Genomic DNA, 19098 nt, shown 5'->3' with positions numbered 1-19098 from the left:
ATAGTGACAAAAAAACGCCAAGATAACAATAATTATCATTCGCAACAAATAAAGGGGAGATTAATCAGTTTAAATTGAAGATTTGACTGTAGCTTTTAGGGTTCAAACGCAAATAAAGAATCAATGTTACTAATACAAAGGCCACATGCATTGCCCACACCCATGTAAAGCTCTGGCTCAATTGTTGTATCCACGCAGCACATAGTGGCCCAAAAGCGGCAATAATGAATCCCCCTGCCTGCATCAACGAAGTCAATGCCCCTGCACTAATCGGGTGAGGTAGATGGTCCAAAGCGGTAATAATACTTAATGCAAAGCAGCCGCCTAGCCCCATGCCTAATAACGCAACCCATAAAAGTGGCGCATCGCTGGCAAATAACATCAGCCCAGAAAAGCCAAGAGCTTGGCAACTGAGTGTGACAATCAACCAAAAGCGACGGTCAATATTATGCGAAGCAAATACGGGGATCATGAGTGCAGATAACGCCTGAAATACCGTTAATATGGCAACAAACGAACCACTTTGTGCAGCACTCATTCCCTGTTCTTGGAAAAAAGGTGCCAGCCACGTCACCACGGTACCATACCCTGCATTAATCAGACCAAAACCAGCCATCAACAACCATGCTCTCGGCTTGCGTAAGAACGTCAACACTGAGACCCGATCCGCTTTCGAACGCCGATCCGTATGTATATTCGCCCAAATAGCCAACAGCGCCAACAAAGCAGGGAAAGCAAGCCACGCTAAGGCACTCTGCCAATGACCTGTCATTTCTTCAACCAAAGGCGTAAGCTGTGCACCAATAGCGCCTCCTGCCATTAATGTGGCTGAATATAGCCCAGTCATCATCGCCATTTTTTTGGGGAAATTTGCTTTGATCAGCCCAGGAAAGACCGACTGAATATAAGCCGCCCCCACACCACATAAAAAAGCGGTTAATAATAAAGCGGCACCATCAACAACAAAGTAACGAGCAAATGAGCCGACTAGCAATAACAGCATAGCGGCACTGATACCTGCTCGTTCACCTATACGCTGGTTTAGCATTGGTACAACCAATGCCCCCACCCCCATCAATAACATGGGTAACAACGTTAAAAGCGAAATACTTTGATAACTCATCCCTGTCGTTTGAATGATATTGTCAATGACAGGCCCAGGCCCTGTCATAAAGGGGCGTAAGTTCAACCCGACTAGGACAATGGTCAGTATCAACGCCAGTGAAGATGATGCTGTTTTACTCATTGAGATTGCCGTTCCCACCACTGTTGGTACAGGATACTGCGCGTTTCATCTTTGGGTTTTAATTGCTCAAACCGTAAACCTGATTGCTGCTCAGGAGCGACCCTCAGCGCTTTTGCAATGGCATCTGTAGAAAGCCCAAAAGGTGCGGCATCATCATTTGAATAAGCGTAGACGACCCGCGAAATACCCGCCATTCGCATCGCGGCTAAGCACATCGGGCAAGGTTGCCCACTTGCATAAACCACACAGTCATCCAATTTCACGCGGCTCAATTTTTGCCCTGCTTGACGCAATGCCATCAGCTCCGCATGGGCGGTTGGGTCATTAAGCTCAAGCATTTGGTTGACGCCACTTGCAACCACTTGCCCATCACAGACAACTATTGCACCAAAAGGCCGTCCGCCAGCTTGCACATTGTCCATCGCTAAGTTGATAGCTTGTTGTAAAAATTGCGTATCCGACATTATTTCGCTCCTGAACGCTCAAGAATTTCGATTAAATTACGGTAACCTTTACTTTTCGCCAGCGTCAACGGTGATATCCCTGAACCATCCGCTAAATTGACATCTGCGCCACCTTTAATTAATTCAGTGACAATTTGTGCGTACTTATCGCTACCATCACCTAAAATAATTGCCTCAATCAGTGCAGTCCAACCCAACCGATTAACGTGATCCACATCAACACCCGCATCAATCAAGGTTTTGACTGTCGTTACATGTCCGCGTTCTGCCGCAGGGATCAACGCAGTTCCCCCGTAGCGGTTAGTACTTTTTAAATCAGCCCCATTTTTCAGGGTTAGTAGTAAAATATCTTGCAGCCCACGCGCCCCGGAATAAAGGTACGGTGAATCTTGCATGTTATCCTTCGCATTCACATCTGCACCGCGCTCAATTAAATAGCGCGCCACATCCACACGGTTTTCATGGGTTGCCGCCATCAACGCAGTGCGTTGACGTAAATCGCGCTGTTCAATATTCGCGCCTTGCTCAACCAAGGATTTAACTGCTTGTAGATTACCTTGTTCGGCCAATGATACCAAAGAGTTAGCTTGTGGATTTGCCATGCCTTTCCCCATAAATATCAATGAAATCATAAGAATGTTAGCTAAGTGAACCAACCATTTGGCACGTAAAAAGAATGTTTTCATGATTAATCTCCCTTATGACTCTTTAATCTACTGAAAAAGTATGCTATTTAAAAATTAAATAACCAAATGATAGGTATTTATAAAATGAATCCGTTGCTCAATCTGGTTTTATTGAAAACCTTCGTCACCGTCGCTGAAACGGGGAATTTCACTGTGGCTTCACAGCATTTAAATTCAACACAATCAACATTGAGCCAGCAGATCCAACGACTAGAAACTTTAGTCGGCCAGTCTTTATTTATCCGAGGACACCGCATACTCACCTTAACCGAAACTGGAGAGATTTTGTTAAGTTATGCAAAAAATATTTTGGCGCTAAATGATACCTTCTTTATGAAAATCACGGGCAATGCCGTCATTCAAACGATTCGCCTCGGCTTCCCTGAAGACCTCGCTTCTGGGCAAGTCACCCCAACACTCGCGGCATTTATGCAAGCGAACCCCAATGTACGGCTAGAAGTTACGAGCGGTTTAAGCCGCCAGCTCCACCAACGTTATCAACATGGGGAATTGGATTTAATCATCGTGAAGCAGAAAAAGGGGGAATTCAAGAGTGACTACTGTTGGCCTGAGTCACTGTGCTGGCTAACCAGCAATCAGCGACAATTACTCAATAGTGACTCTGTTCCGCTCATTGTTTTCCCTGAGAATGGGTTATACCGCAATGATATGTTTAAGTTATTAGATAACGAGCACCGCCCTTGGCACATTACTTATACCTGCTCAAGTCTTGCGGGTATTCAAAGCGCGATTACGGATGGCTTAGGGATCAGCTTGCTACCACTGCGAGCTAAGCTACCACAACACCGTATTTTAACAGAAGATGAAGGTTTCCCTGCCGCACAAAAAATGGAAATTGCCATGCATTTCCAAGCAAATACTTCGGATACGGTGACTCAACTCGCCGAAAAACTGGCACAACAATTGGGAGAGCGCGAGTGATGAATAAACTAATTGAATTAGAGAAAAAATTACATAACAGTACTAACCGACAGAATAGCAATTTTCTTCGCGAGATATTACATGAGGATTTTTTTGAATTTGGTCGTTCTGGCTTTTCAACCGATAAACTCGATACCTTAGCGTCATTGGCTAATGAAACAGCTAAAACGATTTACGCCGAAAACTTCCACTGCTCGCAATTAAGTGATAATACGGTGTTAATGACTTATATCAGTTTTGAACAACAAGATGGGGGTAAAACCAAACTAACTAACCGCTCATCTATTTGGCTAAAAAATTCAGCAAACCAATGGCAATTAAGGTTTCATCAAGGGACACCCTCAAATTAACAATAAAGTGGAAATAAATCACCCACTTTATTGTTAGCACAACATTAATTGGCTAATTGGCTGCGTTATTTCTTATCAAAATACCCTGCGCGAATGGATGCTCCAATTAAATTCACAACAAAGCGCCCTGCGGTCACCCCAGTTAGCTTAGAAGGAATATCTTTGGCTGGAGTAATTTCAACGATATCCATACCAACAACGCGGCCCTTTTTCACTAAACCGTGAATTAGGCTACGAGCTTGCAAATAAGTCACTCCACCGGGAGCTGGGCCATCAACCCCAGGCATAATACTCGGGTCAATACCATCTGCATCAATACTAATATAGTAGTTCGAATTATCAGGGATCCGATCTAAAATGGCTTGCATCCCAACCTCATGTAGTTCATAGGCCGGAATAACATGCGCACCATGGTCTTTAGCCGCTTGGTAATCTGCTGGGCGCCCACTGCCTTGTGCACGTAAACCAATTTGGAAAATTTCACCTATATGCTTCATTTCAGAAGCGCGGCGGATCGGGCTTGAAAGGCCGGTATCCACCCCATTGACCTCTTCACGCCAATCTAAATGTGCATCAATATGCACTAAAGTAACAGGACCGACTTCATCAAACCCTTGCAAAATAGGCGTGGTGATCCCATGGTCGCCCCCCAAAACAATGGGAAGTGCTTTAGCTCTTAATAATTGCCGGATCGCCTCAGCTGCGCGCTGATGATGCTCTCCCAAAGGCTTTGATAAATCAGGAATAACATCCCCACAATCCACGAATTTAATATCTTCACGACCTTGTAATAGTGGCCCATCAATATCAAAGTCATAATGATCTGGATGCCTAACAATTCGATCGCTCATATCACGTAAATATTGTGGGGCACGAGATTGGTCATTGGTAAAGGCGTGAGCACTATAAGCTGAACTAAATGGCATCCCTAGTATGGCAATATCCGCTTCAATGTTGGTTAATTCAGTCACTAACTCTGAATATAAAAATGTTTTATGACCAACATGTGGAGGAGTCGTTAATTTTTTCATACAAACTATTCCTTCTTAGATTTAGTTTTCTTTCTTTTGTTTTTTATTTCTTAACCACCAAATGTGTTAGCTAAGAATACAAATAGAGGGACACCAACAATATCTGTTAATACCGTTCCAGCGATTGGAATAATAATGAATGCCTTTCGTGAGAATAAACCGTACTTATTACAAATAGCATCCATCACCACTAAGCCGTTCGGTGTCGCACCTAAACCATGACCAATAAAACCTGCTGACATAACAGCAGCGTCATAGTTTTTACCTAAAGCACGATAAACAATAAATATAGCGACTAATATTGTTGTAATGACTTGAGATATTAAGATGATAGTTAGTGGTAGTGCTAACTCATATAATTCCCACAGTTTTAATTTCATCATTGCCATCACTAAAAACATCTCTAGCGATAAAGTAGAAATTAATATTACTGTATTACGAGATATTTTAATTATTGGTTTTCTTTCATTAATTGAGTGAAATATGATACCAATAAATAAACTAAAAATATGTCCAGGAATGGTAAACCCTGTCGCTGTACTTATCCATTTTGCTGTCGGCATTCCGATAGCAAGTATGCTTAAAATGACCGCCCCAGTAATAATGCATTTTTGAGCCGTAACTTTATCTTCAGTGTTGTTACTTTCTGCTAAATTTTCTAAGTCAACATGATCAGTTTCAATTTTTAATTTATTTCTTTGAATTAACCAGTTCCCAACAGGCCCACCTAGAATTGATCCTGCAATTAAACCAAACGTCGAAGCCGCTAACCCAACATTCAATGCTTGATCGTAGCCAAAAGATTCAATCAGCGGCGCTAAAGATGCCGCCATACCATGACCACCTTGCATCGAGGCTTGGCCTGCCATCATGGCAACTAATGGCTCAATATCTAAAACATATGATAAACCAATACTGACACCATTTTGCATAAATGCCAGTCCCCAGCAAATTACCATATAAATCAGTAATATTTTCCCACCGCTCACTAAGAGTTTAACACCTGTCATTAAACCAATTGTGACAAAGAATATATACATCGATAAGTCATATAATGTATTATCAAAATTAAGTTCAACAATATTAAACTGATAAGCTAACCACATTGCAATAGAAAATATAAATCCGCCGATCACCGGACTAGGAATTGAATATTTCATAAAAAATGGAAATTTCTTTATAATTACATTACTAGTCATTAATAATAAAGCCCCTAATGCTGTAAATGTAATCATATCTAATTTTATTGTTAACAATTCATCTGTGACCATAAATGAGAATCCTTTTGTATTTATATATATTTGGATTAATTATTATTTTGTGGCGCCACTTTGGTAATAATCTATTAACAACTACAACTTTAAGATATACATATCTAATAATAATAAAAGTGATATTTTTGATCCTATGGTTTCATAAAATGAAACCTTTTATGAAAAACATAAATAATTTTAATAATTAAAATAAACAAACATTATTTATGCAGTTTGTATCTCAATAAAAAGTAAGATAGATTAGTATTTAGTGATTTATTTCACGTAATAGGTATAAATATGCATAATAAAAAATTAACTGAAAAAGACTTAAAATCATTACGTGTTTTTACTTCCGTCGCTGAAGTCGGTGGTTTTTCCATTGCAGAAAAAAAATTAAATATGTCAAAAGCGTCGATAAGTCGCCATATTCGTGACATTGAAGAAAAACTCGGAGTCCAGTTGTGTGAAAGGGGGCCTTCTGGTTTTAAACTCACTGAATCAGGTTTATTTGTTATCGAAAAAGCAAAAACTGCTTTGAAAGCATTAGATAACATCAAAACTGAAGTCGATGAGCGTCATGGGATTTTATCAGGTACATTAGTGATTGGTGTTATTGAGCATATTTTAACGGATCCACTCTGCCATCTATCTGCCACTATCGCTCAATTTACCCAAGCGGCACCTAATGTTAAATTAGAGCTGAGTATACTCAATCATAACCAATTAAACCGAGCGCTCAGCGACAGAACCATTCAAATTGGTATTCGGGGACAGTATCACGAAAACAGCCGTTATAATTATCAATTCTTATTTATAGAAAACCATAAGCTTTATGTTTCTGCGAATACGGCCAACAACAAACATAATCTAGCATTGGTTTATCGGCCACACCCATTCACTGAAAGTATTTTAGCATCGGGTGAATTTAGCCGAGGCCCTGAAGCCGCTGGCCTTGAGGCCGTTGCTACCTTTATCGCTTCAGGCCACTATGTTGGAATTCTGCCCGAGAACTATGCTTCTCATATTAATTTTCGCCACTCACTGGTAGAAATGAACGATTCTCCTGTTTTTCATAACCGCATATGTGCCATCACCGAGGCGAGTAAACCACTAACACAAAGTGAAACTCTCTTTTTAAAATTACTCTCATAACTAAGTGCCCCGTATCTGCATGATCGAAAAATCCCCCAGCAAGTCACCTCACTGGGGGATTTTAAAAATAAAAACTTAACGAATGTTAATTACAGTACATCAACACAGTTCAGTTCTTTGAATGCTTGTTCTAAACGAACAACCATTGACTCTTGTGCTTTACGCAGCCATACGCGTGGGTCATAGTATTTTTTGTTAGGTTTATCCGCACCTTCTGGATTACCTAACTGACCTTGCAGGTAGCCTTCGTTCTTTTTGTAGTACTGTAAAATACCATCCCAAGTTGCCCACTGAGTATCAGTGTCGATGTTCATTTTAATAACACCGTAGCTTACTGCTTCTTTGATTTCAGCAGCACTTGAGCCAGAACCACCGTGGAATACGAAGTCTAAGCTGTTGTGTGGCAAGTTATATTTTTCTGAAACGTAGTCTTGTGAATTACGCAGAATTTTTGGCGTTAACTGGACGTTACCTGGTTTATAAACACCGTGAACGTTACCGAAAGAAGCTGCGATAGTAAAACGAGGGCTTACTGCACTCAGTTTTTCGTATGCATATGCAACGTCTTCTGGTTGAGTGTACAGCTCAGAGCTATCCATACCCGTGTTATCAACACCGTCTTCTTCACCACCAGTACAGCCTAATTCGATTTCCAGTGTCATATCGATTTTAGCCATACGCGCTAAATATTTAGCACAGATTTCGATATTTTCTTCCAGTGATTCTTCAGACAGGTCAATCATGTGAGAAGAGAACAGTGGTTTACCGGTTTTCGCGTAGTGCTTTTCACCCGCATCTAACAGACCGTCGATCCATGGCAGTAATTTCTTCGCACAGTGGTCGGTATGCAGAATAACAGGAACACCATAGTGCTCAGCCATTTGGTGTACATGATAAGCCCCAGAGATGGCACCTAAAATTGCAGCTTGTTGGCCTTCAGCTTTCAGGCCTTTACCTGCGATAAATGCGGCACCGCCATTAGAAAACTGAACAATAACTGGAGCACGCACTTTAGCAGCCGCTTCAAGTACGGCGTTAATTGAATCCGTACCAACACAGTTCACCGCTGGCAATGCAAAGTTATTTTCTTTAGCAACTGCGAAAACTTTCTGTACATCATCACCCGTAAGAACACCCGGTTTAACAAAATCAAAAATTTTAGACATGTGAAAAGGTCCTGTGGTAAACAGGCAGCCTGTGCTGCCTGTTGTGTATGAACAATTAATTACGCTTTAGCACGTTCTTCTAGCATCACAACGGCAGGGAGCTTTTTACCTTCAACGAACTCAAGGAAAGCGCCACCACCAGTAGAGATATATGAAATTTTGTCAGCAATATCGAATAAGTCGATAGCCGCTAGTGTGTCACCACCACCCGCAATAGAGAATGCATCGCTATCTGCGATTGCTTTTGCTACGATCTCTGTACCTTTACGGAAATTAGGGAACTCAAATACGCCAACAGGTCCATTCCAAAGAATAGTTTTGGCATTTTTCAGGATCTCAGCCAAGCGCTGTGCAGATTCGTCACCTAAATCCAGAATTTGTTCGTCGTCTTTAATTTCAGTACTTGCTTTCAAGGTTGCTGGCGCAGTTTCAGAGAACTCGGTAGCAACACGCACATCCGTTGGTACTGGGATTTGGCAGTTAGCCAGTAATTTTTTCGCTTCAGGGATTAAGTCCGCTTCATATAATGAACGGCCAACATTATTGCCTTCTGCTGCGATAAAGGTGTTTGCAATACCACCACCAACAATCAGCTGGTCTGCAATTTTAGATAGAGAATCTAATACTGTCAGTTTAGTTGATACTTTAGAACCACCAACAATCGCAACCATTGGGCGAGCAGGGTTATCTAATGCTTTACCTAATGCTTCTAACTCACCACTCAGTAGTGGGCCGGCACAAGCCACTGGAGAGAATTTAGCAACGCCATGAGTCGATGCTTGCGCACGGTGAGCCGTACCAAATGCATCCATCACATAAACGTCACACAATGCAGCGTATTGTTTTGACAGAGTTTCATCGTCTTTCTTCTCGCCTTTATTAAAGCGAACGTTTTCCAGCACAACTAACTCGCCTGCTTCGATTTCAACACCGTCAAGGTAGTCTTTAACTAAACGAACTGGGTAATCTATTTTGTCGGCTAGATAGTCAACAACAGGTTGCAGTGAAAACTCTTCGTTGTACTCGCCTTCGGTCGGACGACCAAGGTGAGAAGTGACCATGACTTTAGCGCCTTGTTTCAGAGCAGCTTCAATTGTTGGTAATGAAGCACGGATACGTGCATCAGAAGTAACTTTGCCATCTTTTACAGGAACGTTTAAGTCAGAACGGATGAATACGCGTTTACCCGCTAAGTCTAAATCGGTCATCTTAATTACAGACATGGTGAATCCTCTCGTTGATTCTCTATAAAGTTTCCATTAGCGGCTGTGCAAAGCAATAACATTATCATGCCCTGCTGTCTGTCAGTCGCCAATTAGTTTAAACCTGTCGCTGCCATTGCTAATGTTGTATCTAGCATCCGGTTAGCAAACCCCCATTCGTTATCACACCAAACTAGGGTTTTAATTAAATGCTTACCACTAACTCGCGTTTGTGTACCATCAATAATAGCACTGTGTGGATCATGATTGAAATCCATCGAGACCAGTGGTAATTCTGTGTAGTCCACTATACCACGAAAATGCCCTTGTGCAGCGCCTCGCAGTAGCTGATTGACTTTTTCAACACAGACATCGTCGTGTACGGTAACACTCAAATCAATCGCTGTCACATTCGTCGTCGGTACACGAACAGAAATGGCTTCAAAATGGTCTTTAAATTTCGGAAAAATTCGCGTAATTCCTGCCGCTAACTTGGTATCAACAGGAATGATAGACTGGCTCGCTGCGCGAGTCCTGCGTAAATCTTTATGATAGGCATCGATAACAGGCTGGTCATTCATCGACGCATGGATCGTCGTCACCGTTCCCGATTCAATCGAAAATGCCTCATCAAGTAATTTAATAATTGGAATAATACAATTGGTGGTGCAAGAGGCATTGGAAACAATCTTGTCTTGGGCGGTTAAAGTCTCATGGTTAACCCCATAAACAATCGTTGCATCAAGGTCATCGGTTCCGGGGTGAGAGAATAGTACTTTTTTAGCACCTGCGGCTAAATGTTGTAAACCATCATCCCTTGTGCCATAGGCTCCACTGCAATCCAACACAACATCAATGCCTAACTCTTTCCAAGGTAATTCATGAATAGCCGGTTGATGAAATAAGCGAATATTGTCATCACCAACTTGCAAAAGTGTGCCATTAAGCCGTACATCCCAAGCAAAACGCCCATGACTGGAATCATACTTAAGCAAATGCGCAATACCTTCAGGTTCAGCCAGTTCATTAATCGCTACCACGACAATCTCTGCCCGACGGCCTGATTCATACAACGCTCTTAAAACACTTCGACCAATGCGGCCAAAGCCGTTTATTGCTACCCTGATTGCCATTCTACACCTTGTATCTAAGCAAAATCACACGGTTGCTAAGGATAACTGACTCGCACTCACTCTACTGCTCATTTTAGCTGTAAAACATCAAAAGTGTGCTTCAACCGACATTTTTAAAAAATATTTTCATTCAGTAACACGCAACTGAAACGGTTCAGCTTATCTAAGGTTAGAGTAAGGGATATATTTACAGAACGCAATAGAAAATCATATATTGGTGCACAAAAAAACAACGCCTAGCTTTATCACTCGCCGTTGTTCAGCAAAATATGATTACGAGGGATATTCAGCTCTTGAATCCCCCAAAAAGGCAATCACTTATTTCAGAAGAGATTTCGCTGCTTCAACCGCTTTTTCTGCAGTGATGCCGAACTCTTTATACAGCTCTTCCGCTGGAGCAGATTCACCAAAGGTATGCATACCGATGATGGCACCGTTTAAGCCAGTGTACTTGAACCAGTAATCTGCAATACCCGCTTCGATAGCAACACGCGCTGTCACGTTAGCAGGTAAAACAGCTTCGCGGTATGCCGCATCTTGTTTATCAAATGCATCAGTTGAAGGCATTGATACAACGCGAACTTTACGGCCTTCTGACGTTAATTGGTCTGCAGCTTTAACAGCCAGCTCCACTTCAGAACCTGTCGCAATAAAGATTAATTCAGGCGTACCTGCACAATCTTTCAGGATATAAGCCCCTTTCTCAATATTGGCTAATTGCTCAGCGGTACGAGGTTGTTGCTCTAAGTTTTGACGAGAGAAAATTAATGCGCTTGGGCCATCTTTACGTTCAATAGCATATTTCCATGCCACCGCAGATTCAACTTGGTCACAAGGGCGCCATGTGCTGAGATTTGGTGTCACACGCAGGCTCGCCAGTTGCTCAACTGGTTGGTGAGTCGGGCCATCTTCACCCAGACCAATAGAATCGTGAGTATAAACAAAGATGCTACGCACTTTCATCAGTGCTGCCATACGAACCGCATTACGTGCGTATTCAACGAACATCAAGAATGTCGCGCCATAAGGAATGAAGCCACCATGTAACGCAATACCGTTCATGATAGCTGACATACCAAATTCGCGAACACCGTAGTGAATATAGTTACCCGCAGGGTCAACATTCAGCGCTTTCGAACCTGACCACATGGTTAAGTTACTTGGCGCTAAGTCAGCAGAACCGCCCATAAACTCAGGTAATACTTTACCGAATGCTTCTAATGCGTTTTGTGATGCTTTACGGCTTGCGATATTCGCTGGGTTTTGCTGAAGATTTTCAACGAATTGTTTCGCATCTGCGTCAAAGTTAGCCGGTAATTCACCATTCATACGACGAGTGAACTCTGCAGCTAATTCAGGGAATTGCGCTGCATACGCGGCGAATTTTTTATCCCACGCGTTTTCTTTTTCTTTACCTGCTGTGCGAGCATCCCAAGCTTCATAAATATCTTTAGGAATTTCGAATGGACCGTAGTTCCAACCAAGTGCTTCACGAGTTGCTGCGATTTCAGCATCACCTAAAGGTGCACCGTGAACAGATTCAGAACCGGCTTTGTTTGGTGAACCAAAACCAATGACCGTTTTGCATATAATCAGTGTTGGTTTATCAGCTTGTTTCTTCGCTTCATTGATTGCTGCGTTGATCTGCGATGCATCATGTCCGTCGATATCACGGATAACATGCCAGCCATAAGACTCAAAGCGTGCAGCTGTGTCGTCAGTAAACCAACCTTCAACTTCACCATCAATAGAGATGCCGTTGTCATCATAAAATGCGATCAGTTTATTTAATTTCAGTGTACCCGCTAAAGAACACGCTTCATGCGAGATACCTTCCATCATACAACCATCACCCATAAACACATAAGTGTGGTGGTCTACAACATCATGACCAGGGCGGTTGAACTGCGCTGCTAATGTGCGTTCTGCAACCGCAAAGCCCACTGCGTTTGCAATACCTTGACCTAAAGGACCGGTTGTTGTTTCAACGCCTGGAGTATAGCCATATTCTGGGTGGCCCGGTGTTTTAGAGTGTAATTGGCGGAAGTTTTTTAACTCTTCGATAGGTAAGTCATAACCTGCAAGATGCAGCAAGCTATAGATCAACATAGAACCATGGCCATTTGATAAAACAAAACGGTCACGATCTGCCCAGTGTGGGTTTGCTGGGTTATGATTCATATGGTCACGCCACAGGACCTCAGCAATATCAGCCATGCCCATTGGCGCGCCAGGATGCCCTGATTTTGCTTTTTGAACCGCATCCATACTTAGAAAGCGGATAGCATTAGCAAGGGTTTTACGAGTCGTCATCAGTATACTCCAGGTAGGATAAAAACGTACTTAAACCAATTTTTTCAACGCAATACAGATAGTGCTACTTTAATTTCGCTGTAACATGTGAAAACGCCAATTTACCAATGTATCGCCACATGTTGCCTTCCCGAAGAAACCACAACACATCGCCAACAAACTGAGCATTTCACGAATAGAGCGATTGAAAGTAACCCAATTCTACCCATACCGCAATATTTGCTATGTTCATGGCAGCAGATCGCTAATAAATTGAACTGCCGCAAAGCTGAATCCATTCCATTGCGCAAAATATCCCTTAAGACTTATATTTTTGCGCAAGTGACTAACCTTATTAAACCTGAGTTCAGTGTCTGGGATCAAGGTGATTTATGCTTCTAGCACATTTAGCTGCCACATTAGTGATAATTGGCAAAGTTTTAGACAAAAAAAAGCGCAATATGCCCGAATATTTTTGTTTGAGTTGAGTAAAAGACCTAGCCTTTCTAATGACTATTAATAGATAGAAGTAACATGAATTGAAAAAAGTGTCTCTGTTAACATCAAGTGACGAATAGACTGAAGAAATATCTAATTGAAGGACTGCATATTTACTAACCTTAACCACCTGAATGCAGCTAATTTAAGATAAGTTACGCAAGCATTTTATACGGGATGAAAACCTAAAAAAAACGCCACGCTAATAAATTAGCGTGGCGTTATAATTTGGCGGAACGGACGGGACTCGAACCCGCGACCCCCTGCGTGACAGGCAGGTATTCTAACCAACTGAACTACCGCTCCTGATGTTCCCTGTTGGGAACGCCATGCATATTACGAAGACTTGAAGAACTCGTCAACACTTTTTCTTGTAAAATCGCGCAGTTGAGCAGTTTTTAGCCTTAAGGAAGCTCAGTCATATAAATTCATACACATACATTAATAATGTATTGAATTATTAATGTAGATTTTCAACTTCATCAGAAGGTTGCCGCCAAAGACAAGGTTTCCCGCCCTTTTTATCAACAATATCCAATCGGGCTTCATGGGCAATGAGTTCTTCATCAGAAGCAAAAATGACTCTAAGACCACTCTGTGGTCGCTCAATCCTTTGAATTTCATACTCTTGCTCATTATTAGCAGATTCTGAATCCATCGAAAATGATAATGAAGTTTGCCCGCCCGTCATTGCCAAATAGACATCTGACAGGATCTCAGCATCGAGTAACGCCCCGTGCAATGTTCGTTTAGCGTTATCAATTAAATAACGGTCACATAGCGCATCCAAGTTATTCCGTTTACCAGGAAAAAGTTTGCGAGCCAATACTAAGCTATCAGTGATAGTACAAAACTCTTGCGTAGGCGGAATACCTTTATTGAGTTTACGGAATTCATAATCCATGAACCCGATATCAAAGGGGGCATTATGAATAACAAGTTCTGCACCACGAATAAATTCAAGAAATTCGTCCGCAATTTCTGCAAAAACAGGTTTATCCTGTAAAAATTCGTCACTGATCCCATGAACTTCAAATGCTTCAGGGTCAACTAAACGGTCTGGCTTAATATAGACGTGAAAGTTACGCCCAGTTAAACGGCGGTTAATAACTTCAACCGCACCAATCTCAATAATATTGTGTCCTTCATAATGAACCCCAAGCTTATTCATACCCGTGGTTTCAGTATCAAGGACAATTTGTCTGGTTATCACCGTGCTCATCATGTTTTTTTGTGTCAAACTAGAGGTGAATGAATAATATAGAGTGTACCAGAAATGACAAAGCAGGTAGAAATTTTCACGGATGGTTCCTGTTTGGGCAATCCAGGCCCAGGAGGATACGGGGTGGTTCTTCGTTATCAGCAACACGAAAAAACCTTAAGCGATGGTTATTTTATGACCACAAATAATCGTATGGAACTACTTGCAGCCATTGTCGCTCTTGAATCCCTAAAGCGACCTTGTGATATTATACTAACCACAGATAGCCAATATGTACGCCAAGGGATCACCCAATGGATCCACAGTTGGAAACGCAAACAATGGCGCAAAGCCGATAAATCCCCCGTGGTCAATGTGGATTTATGGAAGCGCCTTGATGAAGCAATTCAAAGACATACTATTGATTGGCGCTGGGTCAAAGGCCATGCAGGTCACCCTGAAAATGAAAAATGTGATGAGCTGGCTCGCGCTGCGGCTTTAGCACCAACCAAGGAAGATACAGGTTACCAACCCGCTCAAAATTAAGAAGGGTCGTTTATCTTCATTGATTTACTGATCTCCTTCGCAGCACCAAGCGCCGTTCCAATCTTAACCTTTGGTTGTTTGAATTTTAGTGGTGTCGGAGTTAATGGATACGTCCGTTTCCGCGCCACAATAACACTTAAAGCCCCAATCCCCCCACAGCTTTTATTCATTCGCCTATGCGCACTCAGCCAAGGGAATATTTGGCAGTTACGATGATATAAAACTTCGTAGTTTAATAAACTTAGCCAATCAAACACCCTGACAGACGGAAAAAAACGGCTACAATAAGGCTGCCGTTTACGCAAGATAGGTACGAGTTTCGCCATTCCAGCGAGACTAAAAGGGTTAAAACCTGAAATAATTAACCAACCATCATCAATTAGTACCCGGTCAACTTCCCGTAAAAGCCAATGAGGGTCATGGCTATAGGCTAAACAATGAGTCATTAGGCAGGCATCTATAGATTTCTGGGTTAATGGTAATGCTTCGGGCTTGGCGATAAGATTAAAACGGGGATCACCAGTACCAACATTAAACTGATGGGAAATTAGGCAGTCTTCGGTATGGATTTCAGTACTTAAATGGCCTAACTTAAGCAGATGAAAGCCGAATATCTTCGGCCACCAAGGGCTAAGTTGATTTTCTATAGCTTGACGGTATTGTTCTCCAAAAGGAATATCAGACCAACTAACAGGCATTTGAATTTTTTTATCAATACGTGCAGGCTTCATGAAATTCCCCTATTAACTATTAGCAAGTATCGAGGTCATTATGGAGTTAATTCGAGTACCCGCTTTAAACGATAACTACATTTGGGTTTTAGTCGATAGCCACCAACAGTGTATCATCGTTGACCCTGCAGAGGCAGAACCCGTGCTTGAAATAATGACAGCCAAGCAACTAACGCCTGTCGCTATCTTGTTAACTCACCACCATAATGACCATACTGGCGGTGTAAAAGGGATTTTAAGCAAATTTACAACACTTCCTGTTTTTGGCCCAAAAGAAACCCAACCTAAAGGGGCAACAGAAATAGTCGAAAACGGTGATAAGGTTATCATTAACGAGTTCAATCTACAGGTTATTTCATTATCGGGCCATACCGCTGAGCATATCGGCTTTTACCAAGCACCTTATCTATTCTGTGGTGACACCCTATTCTCTGCAGGTTGCGGACGAATATTTGAAGGACCCCCTGAGCAAATGTTCGAATCAATCCAAAAAATTGCCGGGCTTCCTGATGAAACCTTAATTTGCTGTGCTCATGAATATACTTTATCTAATCTCAAATTTGCACACCATGTATGGCCTGAAAATGAAGCCATCACTCAATATTTACAAAAAATAACGCAAATACGTGACAAACATCAACCAACAGTACCTACTTCATTGAAAACAGAGAGAAAAATCAATATCTTTCTGCAATGCGATAATATTCAATTACAGAAAAAACTCAATATTAATGTGCAAAATCCACCTTTAAGGGCTGTTTTCACCCTATTGCGTCAATTAAAAGACCAATATTAAAGTTTAATGATTGTCATATCGGAGCGGGATAAGTATTATTGTTCGACTTTTAAACATCAGAATGAAGAACAATAGAAAAGAATGAAGATAATCGCGACGCTTATCGCCATTGTTCTGTTGGCCGGATGCCAAACTGCCCCAAAAAAAATTAAGCAGAACAAAACTCCAACTAACCATACAATTGAAACTGTTGCACCACATAACCAAGCTGCCAGTCGGCAATTACCTAAGGTCGATTATGACTTATGGGGTTATGTTAGCGATGAGCTAAAAATGGATATCCCTGATAAACCTCAAATTAGGGAGCTCGCAAACAGTTATTTAAATAAACAACGTTTTGTCTACGATGTGGCATTAAGAGCTGAGCCATACATGTACCTCATCGTAGACGAAATCAATGAGCGAAATTTACCGATGGAATTAGCATTAATTCCTATTGTTGAAAGTTCATTTAATCCTAAAGCGACCTCTCCAGCACAAGCTGCTGGCCTATGGCAAATCGTCCCCATTACTGCGCGTTCTTATGGCCTAAAGCAAACTCAATGGGTTGATGAACGCAGAGATGTAGTTTCTTCAACTAAAGCAGCCTTTGATCTTCTCGAAAACTTAAATGTCATGTTCGGCCATGACTGGGAACTCACGCTTGCTGCCTATAATTGTGGGGAAGGTTGTGTACAAAACGCCATTAAGAAAAATGAAGCAGCCGGGTTACCGACTGATTTTTGGTCACTCTCTTTACCAAAAGAAACCAAACAATATGTGCCTAAAATCTTAGCTCTTAGCCAAGTATTAAAAAATCCTGAAAAGTACCAAGTTAATTTACCAACCAGTAATAAAAATAGAGCACTCACTCAAATTGATGTCGGCCAGCAAATCACCTTATCTCAAGCTGCAGAGTTGGCTGGGCTAACTGTTGAATCGGTAAAAACGTATAATTCTGGTTATACTCGAGGTATAACATCGCCAAATGGCCCCCATTATATTATGTTACCTACTGCAAAGGCTGAACAATTCAAAGTATCACTGTCAGACCAAGATGTTTTAAACACGATCCGTTTAGCCGCGCAACAAAACCAGCAAATAAAAACAGGGCAATCCACCGCAATTTCTAGTGCGCGCCAAAATAGGGCTAAAATAGCCACATATAAAGTGCGCAAAGGTGAGTCCGTTGCAAGTATCGCCAAAAAATTCAACACTACCGCGAAAAATATTCAAAAGTTGAATGGGTTAAAAACTGCGAGTGTCATCAAACCAGGGCAAATATTAAAAGTTGCCAATACAGCGTCTACGGTGGGCAATCGTAAAACAAAAACTTATAAGGTAAGAAAAGGCGATTCCTACTATAGCATTGCAAAACGTCATGGCATAAAGCTCAATGACCTCATGACGTGGAATTCAGGTGTTAAAATGGCCGACCTAAAACCAGGGGTAACCTTAAACCTCTACCTTTAAGTTATTTTCAACAAAAAAAGCTTTTGTCTATTTTAGACAGAAGCTTTTTTATTTTTAATTATGTTATTAGTAAAAATAAATTATTTGAATGAATTAAATGGGATAATAATTTTTATAACATCTTTTGTGTAAACACTTCATATTCTCTGTACTAAAATAACCGATGGTTAAACTATAATTTAAATACTTCATAAAATTGATTCAAGTAGAACGTACACAACTGCAGTTTCAACCGCTCGCTAATAAATTAGAAAAAAGTAGTTTATTGGTGGTGACATGTGTGATAATAATGCTATTATTATATCGCGGCTAGTTTAGTCCGAGCTGCCAGTCCGTATTCGAATATCGCTTATGTATTATATTAATAATCTTCGAAAAGTTTAACGAACTAGCAATAATCTTATATTTTTCAATATATTAACATGAACTTTTATATTGAACATAGGTGCTTTAATTAGTTAACATGATATTATTATTGATAAAAAATACACACAGCAAAAGTCAGATTCGCCTACGGAGGTGATTATGGATGAATACTCACCCAAAAAACACGATATCGCAGAACTAAAATATTTATGTAATAGTCTCAATAGAGAAGCTATTTTAAGCTTACAAAAAACAAATACACACTGGGTTAATGATTTAAGCTCCCCTCAAAGCGCGGCCTTGAATGAACTTATTGAACATATCGCTGCATTTGTATGGCGGTTTAAAATCAAATATCCAAAAGAAAACCTTGTTATATCTCTTATCGAAGAGTACCTCGATGAGACCTATGATTTATTCGGCAGCCCGGTCATCACCCTCAGTGAAATTATAGACTGGGAAGCAATGAATCAGAGCCTTGTTACTGTGCTGGATGATGACCTAAAGTGTCTAGCCAGCAAAACCTAAAGATATTATTTATCTTTAGTTCAAACTCTAAAACCATATGTTAATAAGTAATTTTGCACA

19 protein-coding genes and 1 tRNA gene are annotated in these 19098 nt (G+C 41.2%); 8 read left to right on the top strand and 12 right to left on the bottom strand.

What is annotated here, in order from left to right; all coding sequences use genetic code 11:
• Positions 1–64: 64 nt before the first annotated feature.
• The 3 genes from M0M83_RS04375 to M0M83_RS04365 are packed head-to-tail and all read right to left on the bottom strand — an operon-like array spanning position 65 to position 2396.
• A complete protein-coding gene (locus tag M0M83_RS04375) occupies positions 65–1246 on the bottom strand; it encodes a cyanate transporter (protein WP_213912926.1) in 1182 nt (393 codons plus the stop codon).
• Positions 1243–1710, bottom strand: a complete 468-nt coding sequence (locus M0M83_RS04370) for a nucleoside deaminase (protein ID WP_125892024.1) — start codon at positions 1708–1710, stop codon at positions 1243–1245. Before M0M83_RS04370 ends, M0M83_RS04375 begins: the two co-directional genes overlap by 4 nt.
• Positions 1710–2396, bottom strand: a complete 687-nt coding sequence (locus tag M0M83_RS04365; protein WP_213912927.1) for an ankyrin repeat domain-containing protein — start codon at positions 2394–2396, stop codon at positions 1710–1712. The genes M0M83_RS04370 and M0M83_RS04365 overlap by 1 nt, the downstream gene beginning before the upstream one ends.
• 84 nt (positions 2397–2480) lie before the next feature.
• Between M0M83_RS04365 and M0M83_RS04360 the strand changes: the two genes are divergently transcribed.
• Positions 2481–3338 carry a LysR substrate-binding domain-containing protein gene (locus M0M83_RS04360; RefSeq protein WP_248467690.1) on the top strand — a complete coding sequence of 286 codons (858 nt, stop codon included), beginning with the start codon at positions 2481–2483 and terminating at the stop codon, positions 3336–3338.
• Positions 3338–3688 (top strand): DUF4440 domain-containing protein, encoded by a 351-nt coding sequence (locus tag M0M83_RS04355; protein ID WP_248467688.1) that lies wholly within the window; start codon positions 3338–3340, stop codon positions 3686–3688. Before M0M83_RS04360 ends, M0M83_RS04355 begins: the two co-directional genes overlap by 1 nt.
• A gap of 65 nt (positions 3689–3753) precedes the next feature.
• Here M0M83_RS04355 and M0M83_RS04350 read toward each other — a convergent pair whose 3' ends face one another.
• Both M0M83_RS04350 and M0M83_RS04345 read right to left on the bottom strand, forming a co-directional pair.
• Positions 3754–4719 carry an agmatinase gene (locus M0M83_RS04350; protein WP_213912929.1) on the bottom strand — a complete coding sequence of 322 codons (966 nt, stop codon included), beginning with the start codon at positions 4717–4719 and terminating at the stop codon, positions 3754–3756.
• A gap of 50 nt (positions 4720–4769) precedes the next feature.
• Positions 4770–5954: a sodium/glutamate symporter gene (locus M0M83_RS04345; protein WP_248468413.1), complete on the bottom strand. Its 1185-nt coding sequence runs from the start codon at positions 5952–5954 to the stop codon at positions 4770–4772.
• A 318-nt stretch (positions 5955–6272) separates the two neighbouring features.
• Here M0M83_RS04345 and M0M83_RS04340 point away from each other — a divergent pair, with 318 nt between their 5' ends.
• Positions 6273–7127 (top strand): LysR family transcriptional regulator, encoded by an 855-nt coding sequence (locus tag M0M83_RS04340; RefSeq protein ID WP_125892014.1) that lies wholly within the window; start codon positions 6273–6275, stop codon positions 7125–7127.
• Positions 7128–7216: 89 nt separating this feature from the next.
• Here the strand turns inward: M0M83_RS04340 and fbaA are convergent, their stop codons facing one another.
• The 4 genes from fbaA to tkt form a co-directional block, all read right to left on the bottom strand.
• Complete coding sequence (gene fbaA / locus M0M83_RS04335; RefSeq protein WP_125892012.1) at positions 7217–8293, bottom strand: class II fructose-bisphosphate aldolase; 1077 nt, start codon at positions 8291–8293, stop codon at positions 7217–7219.
• 59 nt (positions 8294–8352) lie between these two features.
• A complete protein-coding gene (gene pgk / locus M0M83_RS04330) occupies positions 8353–9516 on the bottom strand; it encodes a phosphoglycerate kinase (protein WP_125892010.1) in 1164 nt (387 codons plus the stop codon).
• Between the two features lie 92 nt (positions 9517–9608).
• Positions 9609–10628, bottom strand: coding sequence for an erythrose-4-phosphate dehydrogenase (gene epd, locus M0M83_RS04325; RefSeq protein WP_213912930.1), 1020 nt, complete (start codon positions 10626–10628; stop codon positions 9609–9611).
• A gap of 318 nt (positions 10629–10946) precedes the next feature.
• Complete coding sequence (tkt, locus tag M0M83_RS04320) at positions 10947–12941, bottom strand: transketolase (protein ID WP_213912931.1); 1995 nt, start codon at positions 12939–12941, stop codon at positions 10947–10949.
• Positions 12942–13028: 87 nt separating this feature from the next.
• On the opposite strand from tkt, the gene M0M83_RS04315 reads away from it, so the two are divergent.
• On the top strand, positions 13029–13322 hold the full coding sequence (locus M0M83_RS04315; RefSeq protein WP_213912932.1) for a hypothetical protein: 294 nt from the start codon (positions 13029–13031) through the stop codon (positions 13320–13322).
• A gap of 325 nt (positions 13323–13647) precedes the next feature.
• Here the strand turns inward: M0M83_RS04315 and M0M83_RS04310 are convergent.
• A tRNA-Asp gene (locus M0M83_RS04310) sits at positions 13648–13724 on the bottom strand.
• 154 nt (positions 13725–13878) lie between these two features.
• A complete protein-coding gene (gene dnaQ, locus M0M83_RS04305) occupies positions 13879–14640 on the bottom strand; it encodes a DNA polymerase III subunit epsilon (RefSeq protein WP_125892002.1) in 762 nt (253 codons plus the stop codon).
• 54 nt (positions 14641–14694) lie between these two features.
• Between dnaQ and rnhA the strand changes: the two genes are divergently transcribed.
• A complete protein-coding gene (gene rnhA / locus M0M83_RS04300) occupies positions 14695–15165 on the top strand; it encodes a ribonuclease HI (RefSeq protein ID WP_125891999.1) in 471 nt (156 codons plus the stop codon).
• Here rnhA and M0M83_RS04295 read toward each other — a convergent pair.
• Positions 15162–15896, bottom strand: a complete 735-nt coding sequence (locus M0M83_RS04295; RefSeq protein WP_125891997.1) for a class I SAM-dependent methyltransferase — start codon at positions 15894–15896, stop codon at positions 15162–15164. The two genes, rnhA and M0M83_RS04295, sit on opposite strands and share 4 nt — an antisense overlap.
• A gap of 40 nt (positions 15897–15936) precedes the next feature.
• On the opposite strand from M0M83_RS04295, the gene gloB reads away from it, so the two are divergent.
• The 3 genes from gloB (at position 15937) to tomB (ending at position 19038) form a co-directional block, all read left to right on the top strand.
• Entirely contained in the window at positions 15937–16692 is a 756-nt protein-coding gene (gloB, locus tag M0M83_RS04290; RefSeq protein WP_248467686.1) for a hydroxyacylglutathione hydrolase, read from the top strand.
• An 81-nt stretch (positions 16693–16773) separates the two neighbouring features.
• Positions 16774–18144 carry a murein transglycosylase D gene (mltD, locus tag M0M83_RS04285; RefSeq protein WP_125891995.1) on the top strand — a complete coding sequence of 457 codons (1371 nt, stop codon included), beginning with the start codon at positions 16774–16776 and terminating at the stop codon, positions 18142–18144.
• A 525-nt stretch (positions 18145–18669) separates the two neighbouring features.
• Positions 18670–19038 carry an Hha toxicity modulator TomB gene (tomB, locus tag M0M83_RS04280; protein ID WP_125891994.1) on the top strand — a complete coding sequence of 123 codons (369 nt, stop codon included), beginning with the start codon at positions 18670–18672 and terminating at the stop codon, positions 19036–19038.
• The last annotated feature ends 60 nt before the right edge of the window (positions 19039–19098 follow it).

The organism is Providencia rettgeri, from assembly GCF_023205015.1.
Taxonomy (GTDB): domain Bacteria; phylum Pseudomonadota; class Gammaproteobacteria; order Enterobacterales; family Enterobacteriaceae; genus Providencia; species Providencia rettgeri_E.
This window is presented reverse-complemented; position numbering and strand designations above follow the sequence as displayed.